Source organism: Massilibacterium senegalense (genome assembly GCF_001375675.1).
Taxonomy (GTDB): domain Bacteria; phylum Bacillota; class Bacilli; order Bacillales; family Massilibacteriaceae; genus Massilibacterium; species Massilibacterium senegalense.
Genome location: NZ_LN831785.1, coordinates 438,166 through 450,650 on the forward strand (window position 1 = coordinate 438,166; position 12,485 = coordinate 450,650).

Consider the following 12,485-nt stretch of genomic DNA (forward strand, 5'->3'; position numbering starts at 1 on the left):
GCGATTTTGATAAGATGGACGTTTTTGTTCAAATTGATATGGTTCTTTATATCCTTGTACACGCCTTTCTCTATTTATCTGATTCATCTTTTTTCTAAAGTGACGCTTCCTTTTTTTAAATATTTTCCATTCCCCATACCGTATATAATAGGTTTTTTTGGAAAATAATCAATAAAAAAAGCTGTCTCCTATTTTGAAAAAGGAGAGCAGCTTTATCCACATATTTCGATTAATCTAGGTCATTCTCTTCTTCTACTTTTAGTATTTGCCCATTTTTTGCGAGAATCTCTATTTCATATACCCTATTTTGCGCGGTTAACACAAATACTTCATATACTAACACACCGTGCTCTAGATCCACATCTACGTGAATGACCTTTCCTGGGATATGTCGTAGCGCAATATTTTTTGCTTGCTGGAGTGAAATTTTTTGCCGTCCTATGGATGGTGGAACATCGTAATAAAACATCATTCTTCCCTCCTCAATCGTACCTACAATCTTTTTTTCATTAAATAATACAGAAACCAAACAGCATGATTTTGTTCGTCTACTGCTGCTCTTTTGAACGCTTCTTTTACGTATAGATTCGTCGCTTCATCTGCTATTTTCATATAAAAATCTACTGTGACTTGTTCATCATGGAATGCTTCTTCTAATCCTTTCACATACGTTTCTGGACATGCTTCTATCATTTTCGGTTGTGGTTGTTTTCCTGTTACATTTACGTAAAGTTGAGCAAATTGTTGAAAGTGAATCATCTCATCTTTTCTTATTTCTAATATTCGTTTACGCTCTTCTTCATTAGGTGCTAAATTGGCTAATTTGGTGTAACAAATAATGGCGCCATATTCACCATTAATCGCTTTTTCCATTTCTTTTATGAACGTTTCGTTTTGTCTGTTTAACCAATGATATACATACATTTATCATCACCCCCTATATCTTATGGGCGATTGGTCTATAACGTGCATCGCTTTTTATGTTTGTTGTTTCACTAAAAGAGGAAGGAATACACTGTGTCTAAAAAATCTTCCATCAACAAGGAATTCTGCTCGTTTATAAGGGATAAAGCTACAAGGAATGAAAAAAGTATTCATAGAATAGATACTTCATTAGTTAACTACTTTAGAAAGGAATTTGATACTGTTGCCTCTTACGTTGACTTTTATCATTATTGGAATCACCATTTTATTATTTATGACAAACTGGCTTCGTTCGGATCTCGTTGCACTACTAGCGTTACTTGCGTTCATTTTAACTGGGATTTTAGAACCTGCAGAAGCGTTTGCTGGTTTTTCTAATTCGGTTGTGATGATGATTGGAGGTTTATTTATTGTCGGTGCCGGAATTTTTCGAACAGGACTTGCGCAAATGGCCGGGAATGTATTACTTCATTCATCAGGAGATAGCGAAAAAAAACTATTTATTTTACTTTTAATAATCGTTGCTTCTGTTGGTGCTTTTTTAAGTAATACTGGAACGGTCGCGTTAATGATGCCGATTGTGGTTAGTATTGCCATGGGCATCCAAAGCAGTCCGTCTAAATTTTTACTCCCACTTTCCTTTATGGCGAGTTTTTCTGGTCTGCTCACCTTAATTGCGTCCCCACCTAATTTAATTATTAGCCAAAACTTAGTAGATAACGGGTATGAAAAACTCGGCTTTTTTGAGCTGACACCAATTGGGATTATTGGGGTTATCATTGGGATTGTTTATTTATTTTTGGTGCGAAATTGGTTGCTTCCAAAAGAAGAAAAAAACAATCGTGCCAAAGCAGAACACCAACTATCACCAAAACAACTAGCTAAAGACTATCAACTTAGCGAAGAATTATATCAAGTACAAGTACCGGAAGATTCGTCGTTAGTTGGAAAAAGATTAGCCCAATTAAAGATACCAGCAACGTATCACATGTGCATATTAAAAATTAACCGAAAATCAGGAGAAGGTATGAACCCACTTCCGATTACATACCAAGAGATGGCGGGACCAGGAAGCATCCTTCAACCAAAAGATATTTTACATGTTCAAGGAGCCCCTGCTAATGTCAAAAGGTTTGTGATGGATTTTTCGTTACAAATAGTAAAAGAACATGCAGAAGCAAATGAACTCGTATCAAAGGAATTGGGGATTGCCGAAGTACTCTTAACTCCTCATTCTAGTTTTATTAATAAAACAATTACAGCGATTGATTTCCGCGAAAAATATAATTTAAATATTATCGGTATTAATAGACAAGGAAAATATGTGTTAAAAGATATGTCAAAACATCGTCTTCGATTTGGTGACGCCCTGTTAGTACAAGGAACGTGGAACGCGATTGAATTACTTGCAAAAGAAACGAAAGACGTCGTCGTCATTGGGCAGCCGAAAGAACATGCTAGTATGGCGGCAGCAAGTGGAAAAGCACCGATTGCTGGCTGCATTATGTTGCTGATGATTTTACTAATGGTGTTTGATGTTTTTCCTGCTGTGCTGTCTGTTTTAATCGCAGCCGTATTCATGATTCTTACTGGATGCGTGCGCAATATGGATGATGCATACAGCCAAATGAACTGGGAAAGCATCGTGTTAATTGCAGCCATGTTGCCGATGGCTACTGCGTTAGAAAAAACGGGTGGTATGACGATACTATCAGAAACGATTATTGAATCGCTGGGCGGATTAGGTCCAATGGGGGTTCTTGCAGGAATTTTTGTCGTTGCGATGATTTTCAGCCAATTTATTAGTAATACGGCAGCCGCTGTGTTATTTGCGCCGATTGCGATGAATGCGGCTATTAGTTTAGGCGTACACCCTACTCCATTCTTAATCGCCGTCACCGTTGCTGTGAATATGGCATTTGCGACACCCGTCGCTTCTCCGACAAACGCACTCGTTATGACTGCAGGTGGGTATACGTTTTCCGACTTTGTTAAAATTGGTGTACCATTACAAATTATCATGACCATGATCATGATGATTATGATTCCATTACTTTTTCCTTTATCGTAAAGTAGCTAGTCGTCACGTTCAAGACGACTAGCATTTTTTCTCCCTAGCTCCTCGCTTCATTAAATAAATCAAAAGATAACTGTTCGGAAGTCGGTTCCATATTGTACATCCTGTCCAAGCGATAACATTTATCGGTTGCCCAGAACGGGAAGGCGATGGTTTATTTAACTTTGTTTTTGTCATTCATTCTAATGGTCAAATTATTGGAAAACAACAAAAAATAAATGTCCATTCCGACATATGGGCAACGTCTGGAAAATAATTAGCATCAATAAAGATTGACGGTGTCCAAATGGGTGTGATGATTTGTGCGGATGCTTACACAGAAAATGTCACAGCATCTCTTGCAACACAAGGTGCCGAAATTTTAATCGTCTCTTCGTTTTGGGGACCGGGATTATACGGACCGAACGGCGAATGGGAACAACGCTCACTCGATACTGGATTACCCATTTTTGTTTGTAACCGAACCGGTGAAGATGCAACCGTTTCTTTTTGGAAAGCAGAAAGCAGCGTTATTCAAAACGGAAAAAAACTTCTTTCCTATTCTTCTAGGCAATCTTCTATTCTTGTATTTGAATGGGATGTAGAAAACATGGAGTTACTTTCTACAACCTTTCAGGTCGAAATCATTCGTTGAAATCTTATCCCACTTAAAAGATTATCTTTATAAGCTGGACGCTTCCTTCTACAACTGCTACTTCCACATAAAAAAACCCTTTTTCTACCTAAGGGAAAAAGGGTTTTTTAGTTAAAACCAATATCGATTCATTTTTTCCAAAAAAGATGAGGTAATTGGAGATCCTGAACTTTTACTAATTACTGCGTCTATTCCACAATACGGACAAAGTGCTGTATCATTTTGGTCCACCCACTTTTTAATCTCACTAACATGGAAAATATTCAAACAGTAAAAACACCCACACGTTGAATCTCTTTCTAACAGCAGGCGATGATGATTACTATGGCGATGAGCTTTTTCTAATGCATCCATACTTATATTTTCTTCACAAATTCGGATTTTAGTTTCATCGCACCAAACCCATCAATTTTACAGTCAATATTATGGTCACCGTCTACTAGACGAATATTTTTCACTTTCGTTCCCATTTTTAATGTAGAAGAACTTCCTTTTACTTTAAGATCTTTCATAATCGTTACCGTGTCACCGTCCGTTAAAGTATTCCCGTTCGCGTCTTTAATAACATTCTCTTCTTCATTATTCTCAACTTCTGATTCTACCGTCCATTCATGTGCGCATTCTGGACAAATCAAAAGATTCCCATCTTCGTATGTATATTCTGAATTACACTTTGGACAATTCGGTAAATTAGACATGGCTTCATCCCTTTCATATTTTTCCAATATATTTAAAAATTCCTTGCATGCTTATATACTGTCATATTCTTTTATCATTAGCAACCAGTCTTTAAGTCCCTATTTTCACATAAAAGAATCTTTTATCATCGTGCGTCTTACTGCCCAGTAACGAGGGATATATAGGGTCTCCTATACATAAAAGATTTAGGAAAATAAAAATCAAAAAGGCTTTCTATCTATTTTACGGTAATAATTTAATACATCTAATGTTTTGGTTCAACTAATCAATCTGCTGTCGAGATTAGATTGCAACTACAGTTTAAATACATCTAATGTTTTGGTTCAACAAATCACCCCCACGATTTTTCTCCACGACCAGTTGAGTTTAAATACATCTAATGTTTTGGTTCAACTGATTCACGGGAAACGGCAGGTACTTACTTTACGAAGTTTAAATACATCTAATGTTTTGGTTCAACTCTTGAAGCCCAGTATTTTTTTTTGCCTTTACCCAGTTTAAATACATCTAATGTTTTGGTTCAACCTGTTAAAACTGCTTTAAAATATCCAAATAATCTTGTCGAGTTTAAATACATCTAATGTTTTGGTTCAACAAATATTATTAAAGAACGTAAATACGGCCAATCCATGTTTAAATACATCTAATGTTTTGGTTCAACTAAAATCAATAATTACAATGATGATACATTAATGTTTAAATACATCTAATGTTTTGGTTCAACTGTGTCGCGATACGATTTTCCTTTATAAGTTGAATCTGTTTAAATACATCTAATGTTTTGGTTCAACTAATAAGCTAGCAGTTTTTCAAAAAGAATTATCTTGTTTAAATACATCTAATGTTTTGGTTCAACAATTCCGCAGCTATAAGTTCCACGTCAGCATTGTGTTTAAATACATCTAATGTTTTGGTTCAACAAAAACAGAGATTGTTCATGGTTTGCCGAAAATTAGTTTAAATACATCTAATGTTTTGGTTCAACATTCACACTTAAAGCCACCAGTAACACCATGGAAAGTTTAAATACATCTAATGTTTTGGTTCAACTACAATAGAACATATGAACAAAAGTTTTAATAGGAGTTTAAATACATCTAATGTTTTGGTTCAACTAGGAATAAAAATAAGAAAACATGGTATTACATGGAGTTTAAATACATCTAATGTTTTGGTTCAACTTGGCGGTATGCGTGCGTATTCGTTATAAGAGAATTGTTTAAATACATCTAATGTTTTGGTTCAACTTTCATCTTCTTCTAAATAAGCGGACAATGAGTCAGTTTAAATACATCTAATGTTTTGGTTCAACTCGAAGAGTTAAACGAATTGTATGATTGCTATTTGTTTAAATACATCTAATGTTTTGGTTCAACACAGCAGAAGGGTTCGAAGAGAGAGTTGTTCTATAGTTTAAATACATCTAATGTTTTGGTTCAACTATTTTAAATAAAGAGAAACTAGTTGTAATGGCAAAGTTTAAATACATCTAATGTTTTGGTTCAACATAATAAAAAGGTTGTTGAAAAACAAAAACAGAAGGGTTTAAATACATCTAATGTTTTGGTTCAACTCATCAAGTGTACGTGCTGCCATTTAACGAATTTTAGTTTAAATACATCTAATGTTTTGGTTCAACACTTGTAATACAAAGTTAAACAAGGAGGAAAAATAAGTTTAAATACATCTAATGTTTTGGTTCAACACCGATCAAACAAAGGTTTCCTATATCAATAATATAACAAAAATGGCTTTATATCAATGCTTTGGACGTTTTTTCTCCAACCTCTTTTAAATAAACAGAGTTTTTGTATTTTCTCTTTAAAAATGTTGATTTAACAATGTTTTTAAATACTTTTAAACCATGAACGGTTGGAGAAAATTTATCCCCTATTAACGAGCAGTAAAATCCCCACTTCAAAATGTTAAGGTGGCAGTTAAGTTAGAGGGTGCAAAAACCCCCCCACTGATGAAAGACTTCTTTATAAAAATAGGGACTCTCCTTCTTCTTTTAAAGAAGTGCCTAACGTTATTTCCTCAAATGAAAATTCGTTCATCATTGTGATGATTGATACAAAATCATATTCATCATCAATAATTTTTTCGATTTCCTTACGCATTTTTAAAATATTAGATGGCGTAATATTTCCTCTAAAAACAGAGTTTTGATAATGGACTAAATATTTCTTACACACTTTAAATACCTTATTTACTCGTTTTTCGTGAACATCGTAAAATACAAAAGCGTAATTTGCATTCATTTTCTTTTTTGATGTCATTATCGTTTCTCCTTATCATCGAAAGGTTCAAACGTTTCTCCTTCAACAATACATTTAATTAATTTATAAGCATCTAGTTTAATAGCAGTATGATATGAAACTTTCCTTTTAAGTTTGGAATGAACAAATACTTTATTTAAACGTTCTTCAAATGATTGAATAAAAATCTTTTTCCCTGAATCGTTCAACAAACAATAATTTAGTTTTTTATCAAAATGTTTGCCTACTTGTAGCTTACGATTGTTCACATTTTCGAAAATTGTTCGAAATACAATAATTGGCTTGAACACCTCACATAAATCTAAGCTTAAAGAAAATCTTCCTTCTGATGGCTCGTGTAAAAAACTAATGGATTGATCTAAATGCGTTCGATAAATTTGAGAAATTGTTTTTGCATAAAGTAATGAATTCCCAAAAGAAATAAGCGCATTCATCGGATTATCAGGCGGACGTCTAACTCTTTTATTAAATAAAAAGTCTTCCGGTAAAAAATATTGAAAGGAATCATAAAACCTTTTCCAAATAGAACCTTCAATAAATAATAGTTGTTGAATAGAAATCTCTTTATCTAGCAATTCCGGCACTTCTTTTCTTAACCAGTCAAGGAACGGCTTTAATTCCTTTGAACCGTGTGTGTAATAATGATAAAGAACATAATACATATTATTTGCAATTCCTTTTACAATTGCTTTGGCGATGGGTAAACGAATGGATTGAAATGCATCTGCTTGCTTAATTGTTAATCGGCCGCTAACAAGCCCTTCCTTAGGATAAAAAGTTCCCGAATATTGCTGATAATAATTAAAAAAGTGAACGGTAATACCCGCTTTCGATAGTAAATCGAATAATTTGCTATTTAAACTTACTTCGTTTAAACAATATATTTCTTTCACACCTTCAATAGGAATGTAAACATGACCGCGCTCATTTCGAAAAATAAGCGAATGATCTTTACGTTTTAACTCCCCTTGTGAAGTTAAATATTTAACAGACTTCACTTTCTCAACTCCTTAAATATAACAATAATCGTAATAAGCACATTTGCGACATTTCTTTTCATTTAGCACACTGGCAATTTTATCTGCTGCTATATAATCACTAATCTTCACTAAAAGTTGTTCTAATTCCCGCTCTTTTTCCTCTGTTAATTCCACATAAATGATTTTTCTTTCTTGTTTTTTCTTTTCGATAAATTCAATCTTTCCCATCCGTTCAATGCCTTTTTCTTTTAGCACTTTCAAATAATATAAAGTTTGCCACTTTACTGCTTCAACATCGGCATCTGATTTTTTTACTTCTACTAAATAATCATCTGTAAGTTTATCAATACGGATATTTTCAATAGCAACTTCACTCTTTTTCGCTTTTTCAGCCTTTAACTCATGCAATATCTTCCCAATCCGTACATCTTCACTGTTATCTTCTAGATTTACTTTATTTGCAAACAACCAACATTGTCTTTTACAATGAATATAATAGTTGACCATTGTACCAGTAATTTTCATAACAACAATTCATCCCCTACAGCGTTTAACTTTTTTTCATTAAACACAAGCATATCCATAAATGGATCTCTCTCAAGGAAATGATCACCATTTTCTATATAATAAATTTCCCCAATAATCTTCTCATCACATTGATCTTGTATTGCAGGTTTTATATAAGTTGAAAAAAGAAAATAATCCATCTTTTCAGAAAGCAAGGATAGCTTCACTTTCCGTTCTGAAAAATCCATTTGTCTATCTAATGTTAAATCAACAAACTGTTGCCAAACATTTGTCCCACTTATAACACATCCATCATCCAAAACCATGTCATAAGCTAAAAATACTTGATACTTTTCTTGTTCAATTAGCTTCATATGTTGAGCAACTTCTTCATATTGCAACTGATGTACTTGTTTATAAAAACTTTCAATATGATTTTCATTTAGTTGGCCTTTAAAATCTTTTATACTATCAAAGACATGCTGATAATATGCATCGAATTGTTTATTTTCAAAATAATGTCGATATTGTTTATCTAAAATCGAAAAAGGTAATCGAAAATCTCCTCTATAAATATTCTTCGCTTCCGCCATATTAAAAAAGAAAACATCTCCTTTGCGCAAACAAGAACGATTAATTCTTCCAGCAAACTGTTCTTCACTATCAAGCACGGAAATATCTTTAAATCCAACATCCATATCAATATCTACACCTGCTTCAATCACTTGTGTCGCAACAACGATACAATCTTCTAATTTAAACGACCCATCGTTATTTTTTCCTAGTTGATTGATTACCTTTTTACGATAATAAGCGTGGTGACTTCCATTTAAACGAATCAAAGGAATCGATTGATCTATTAATTCCTCTAATCTTCCAAATAGTTCTTCTGAATCTTTTACACTAATACATTCAATTAAAATCCGTTTTGGACCATTTTGTTCACGGTAACTTACAATTTCTTCTGCTAATTGCTCTAACGTGATGTTCTCCTTATCTAGCAATTCATAATGGAACGAAACTCGATTTTTAAATAAAGGATTGTGAAAATATTTTTGCGCATTTGGTAATAATTCCACTACGCGTTGTTTTTCATGTAATAAACGGTCTAATTTTGGCAAAGTAGCAGACATAATAATAATTTTCAAATTCATTAATTTCGCAAACTGTGTAAAAAACTCAATAATCTCCATCCAACGCGCATTTTTATAACTCTGAATTTCATCAATAATAATCACGCTGTTGCACAAGTGAGTAAAAGCTAGATTCGACTCTCTTCCTACGCCAAATAAATAATTAAAAAAATTAACGTGTGATGTTACCGTAACCGGATATTGAATCATTTGTCGATACAACACTTCTTCTTTGTAGTCATAAAATGTACTTCCTGTTTTTTCAGATACATCGACATATTCTTCCGTATCCTTTTTTTCTTTTTTTTGGACAATTGGTGTTACAGAATTCACCACTTTAATAGGGTATTTGTTTTGCAATTGTTCAGGAAAAATGTTATCTAAATCCTTTTTCGTTTGCTCTACTAATGTGTTAAAAGGAAAAATGTACAGTATTTTATTTAAACCTTTTTGCTTCTCTAATAAGGTGAGGGCTAAATTAATCGACATATTCGTTTTTCCGCCACCAGTAGGAGCTTCTAGATAAAAAATAGATTCATCTTGATGACGGATGATTTCTTTTTCTGCTTCTATATACATGTCTGAACGGAGTTTATTAATCGGTGTTTTCTCAAAAAAATTAGGGTTTACTTTATACGCTTCAATTCCTTTGATCACTTTTGTTTCGTTATACGTTTTTCTTAAAATCGCAACATCTTCTTTACTAAGATAACGAAAATTCGGTTTCTTTCCTTTTTTATCATACGTATAAGTAGCATAAAAATCTGATGCTACGAGAGTTGAGTATAATAAACGATTTAAAATATAAAATGGATAATGTTTGTGACCTTCTTGTTCTAGAAAACTTTCACTCGTCCATTCTTCTAATGTAAATTCGTGATAATATTCAGAATTATTAGCGTAAAATTGAAGGAATAATGGCTTATTCGAAAATTTAGTATTTAAAATTTGTAATTCTACTTTATAATCGTCTAAAGAAAAATTTTTCAAATACGTATGATGACGCGAAATAAGATACGAAAACACGAGCAAAACATACGTTAAAAAGCCACACTTCTCCGCATCATCTTCAAACGCTTGTAAATCATCTTGGTGAACATGTAAATATAATAAAGAAGAGAACAATGAATGTTTCGATGTCATATCTCCGTCAAGTTCCAAGTGCTCTTGTTTCATTTTTATTTTTTGAAACGCTGGATTTATCTTTCCAATATCATGTAAATAAATTGCATCATAAAACCATTTTTTTATAATCGTTTGTTCTTCTTCTGTTAAAAGTTCTTCATTGAAGGTAAGGGATTGAATCGTACGAGTAACCGCTTCATCTAATCCATTCTGTTCTTGGAGTTGTTGACAAAAGTGCATTACTAAATCACTATGTTGTTTTAATGTTTCAGGATTATCTCTTCCAATATGCGCATAAATAGGACACTCATCTTTCAATAATTTCTCAATATTTAACATTAAATCCCTCCTACTATAAAGAAAGGGCAAATCATGATTTGCCCTTTACACTACTACTTAGTAAAATACGATTGAATGATTTTCTGCCGAAAAGACATTTACTGTCTCTTCTAAGCCTTTTACTTGGCGATTCGTACATATCATTTCTTTAAACAGATATCCATTTAACTCTTTATCTAAGGCATATGGTAAACGTTCACGGTAATAATGCATCGCTTCTTCCCCACGAGCAAAACCACCTAATTGTACGTCTCCGCTTTGAAATAAAGAATCTATCTTTTTTACTTCTTCTATCGATTCCAATTCTACTACACGTGGATTTAAAATATTGGCTGGGTGATCATTTTTTCCTAAATATGGAAGGTAAACAGCCAAACTAGCAAGAATAAGTTCTTTTAATTGAAAAAAAGATTCTGTACCGTCATTTAAAATATAAACAGTCCAACTAGGATGATCTAACCATTGTTCTTTCACGATTAAGTTATTACCAGCTTCTTGACTTGCATAACCAACCGAGTTGTTGAATACTTGAATTTTTTTAGGAAAATAACTACGGTCTCCATGTGGTACAAGACCTATTTGTAAATGTCGTAGTTTTGTATAAAATTCTGGAAACATGTTGTCTTCCTGAGCCCCGTTCTTTTCTATATCCCGCTTTTGTTCATGATACCCACCATAGCCGCATATTGCACCTAACAAACCTAATAAAGTGACTTTAGGGATATGATTATACGTAAAATAAACATTCGCATTTACATCTGGACGTTTAAAAAATGCATTTTTACCTGATAACTCAAATGATAAAGCTTCTTTCATCTCCCTCACATCCTCATACTAACACTTCATTTGTATAAAGATGTCTTGCTTCGTAAAAATCATCCGCGTTTTCTATTTTTACTTTTAGAGGGTTATAAAAAACCTCTACTTTTTCAATTTGTTGTTGAACTGATTGTAATAACGTTGTTAATTCTTCGACATCATAAACAATTTGATTGTTATCATTTTTGTAAACAGAAACATATTGATCAAGCTGCGGCAAATAAAGATTAGAAGATTCTTTACACGTTACAAATAACGTAAACTCATTTTCACTGCCAGATTTACTATTTGTATTAAGCGCAGTTGCACCTTTTATTAAACCATTCCGTAACTTTTCATACGCCTCTACTGTATAACCTTCAAACCCATCAATCATCCCTATATACGAATCATAATGATTCGGGTTCACACTAAAAGGATATATATAATGTGCTTCATCACTCACTATTTTCTTTCCTAATGATGATGCATCAGCCTCTTTCTTTTCTGAGTTACGGAATGGCGATAAAATATCTTGCACTTGCACTTCAGTATCCTCATATTTATTCATTCCTTGACCTACTTGCACAACACCCGTTAAAGCAATATTTTGTTTTTTCATAGCAAATGTTGCTCCGAAATTCATTACATCAATAGCAGAAAAAAGATTTTGTAACACCTCTTTAGAAGGTTCTTTATCCGTGATTGCCTTTCCGAACATTTCTTCATAGCGTTCTGATAAATCTTTCGGTTGAATTTTTCCACCAGCTTTGTCTGGAATCGTAAAAGATTTAAAGTATAGCACCGGTTCTCCTTCTTGAACCCATAAATTTTTCACTGAGTATTTTAACGCTTTATCACTTCCAAAAATAGTTCCATCACCAATTGTTTTCGGTCTACCTGTAAAATCCGCATTCCAATTCGCCATATACGATCCAATACCTACTATGCCATACACACGGTTATTCATTTTTACCACTATTTCCTTCC

General features: G+C 33.3%; 11 protein-coding genes and 1 CRISPR repeat array. Of the genes, 2 read left to right on the top strand and 9 right to left on the bottom strand.

The window, feature by feature from the left end; translation table 11 throughout:
* Nucleotides 1-229 precede the first annotated feature (229 nt).
* The gene (locus BN1372_RS02905) at nucleotides 230-469 is read right to left on the bottom strand and encodes a PepSY domain-containing protein (RefSeq protein WP_062197358.1); all 240 of its coding nucleotides are present in this window, start codon (nucleotides 467-469) and stop codon (nucleotides 230-232) included.
* A gap of 23 nt (nucleotides 470-492) precedes the next feature.
* Nucleotides 493-924: a ferritin-like domain-containing protein gene (locus tag BN1372_RS02910; RefSeq protein ID WP_062197359.1), complete on the bottom strand. Its 432-nt coding sequence runs from the start codon at nucleotides 922-924 to the stop codon at nucleotides 493-495.
* Between the two features lie 217 nt (nucleotides 925-1,141).
* On the opposite strand from BN1372_RS02910, the gene BN1372_RS02915 reads away from it, so the two are divergent.
* Nucleotides 1,142-2,995, top strand: coding sequence for an SLC13 family permease (locus BN1372_RS02915; RefSeq protein ID WP_187118387.1), 1,854 nt, complete (start codon nucleotides 1,142-1,144; stop codon nucleotides 2,993-2,995).
* A gap of 277 nt (nucleotides 2,996-3,272) precedes the next feature.
* Nucleotides 3,273-3,635 carry a carbon-nitrogen hydrolase family protein gene (locus tag BN1372_RS02920; RefSeq protein WP_267902237.1) on the top strand — a complete coding sequence of 121 codons (363 nt, stop codon included), beginning with the start codon at nucleotides 3,273-3,275 and terminating at the stop codon, nucleotides 3,633-3,635.
* 356 nt (nucleotides 3,636-3,991) lie between these two features.
* Here the strand turns inward: BN1372_RS02920 and BN1372_RS02930 are convergent, their stop codons facing one another.
* From BN1372_RS02930 to BN1372_RS02960, 7 genes are all read right to left on the bottom strand, one after another.
* Nucleotides 3,992-4,333, bottom strand: coding sequence for a zinc ribbon domain-containing protein YjdM (locus BN1372_RS02930; RefSeq protein WP_062197460.1), 342 nt, complete (start codon nucleotides 4,331-4,333; stop codon nucleotides 3,992-3,994).
* A gap of 233 nt (nucleotides 4,334-4,566) precedes the next feature.
* Nucleotides 4,567-6,039: a CRISPR direct-repeat array (repeat unit 30 nt; unit sequence GTTTAAATACATCTAATGTTTTGGTTCAAC).
* A 277-nt stretch (nucleotides 6,040-6,316) separates the two neighbouring features.
* Entirely contained in the window at nucleotides 6,317-6,613 is a 297-nt protein-coding gene (gene cas2 / locus BN1372_RS02935; RefSeq protein ID WP_062197363.1) for a CRISPR-associated endonuclease Cas2, read from the bottom strand.
* Nucleotides 6,613-7,611 carry a type I-B CRISPR-associated endonuclease Cas1b gene (gene cas1b / locus BN1372_RS02940; RefSeq protein WP_062197364.1) on the bottom strand — a complete coding sequence of 333 codons (999 nt, stop codon included), beginning with the start codon at nucleotides 7,609-7,611 and terminating at the stop codon, nucleotides 6,613-6,615. Before cas1b ends, cas2 begins: the two co-directional genes overlap by 1 nt.
* 12 nt (nucleotides 7,612-7,623) lie before the next feature.
* Nucleotides 7,624-8,118, bottom strand: coding sequence for a CRISPR-associated protein Cas4 (locus BN1372_RS02945; protein ID WP_062197365.1), 495 nt, complete (start codon nucleotides 8,116-8,118; stop codon nucleotides 7,624-7,626).
* Nucleotides 8,115-10,697, bottom strand: coding sequence for a CRISPR-associated helicase/endonuclease Cas3 (locus tag BN1372_RS02950; protein ID WP_062197366.1), 2,583 nt, complete (start codon nucleotides 10,695-10,697; stop codon nucleotides 8,115-8,117). Before BN1372_RS02950 ends, BN1372_RS02945 begins: the two co-directional genes overlap by 4 nt.
* A gap of 57 nt (nucleotides 10,698-10,754) precedes the next feature.
* Nucleotides 10,755-11,513 (bottom strand): type I-B CRISPR-associated protein Cas5b, encoded by a 759-nt coding sequence (gene cas5b, locus BN1372_RS02955; RefSeq protein WP_062197367.1) that lies wholly within the window; start codon nucleotides 11,511-11,513, stop codon nucleotides 10,755-10,757.
* A 13-nt stretch (nucleotides 11,514-11,526) separates the two neighbouring features.
* Nucleotides 11,527-12,465, bottom strand: a complete 939-nt coding sequence (locus tag BN1372_RS02960; RefSeq protein ID WP_062197461.1) for a type I CRISPR-associated protein Cas7 — start codon at nucleotides 12,463-12,465, stop codon at nucleotides 11,527-11,529.
* Nucleotides 12,466-12,485: the final 20 nt, after the last annotated feature.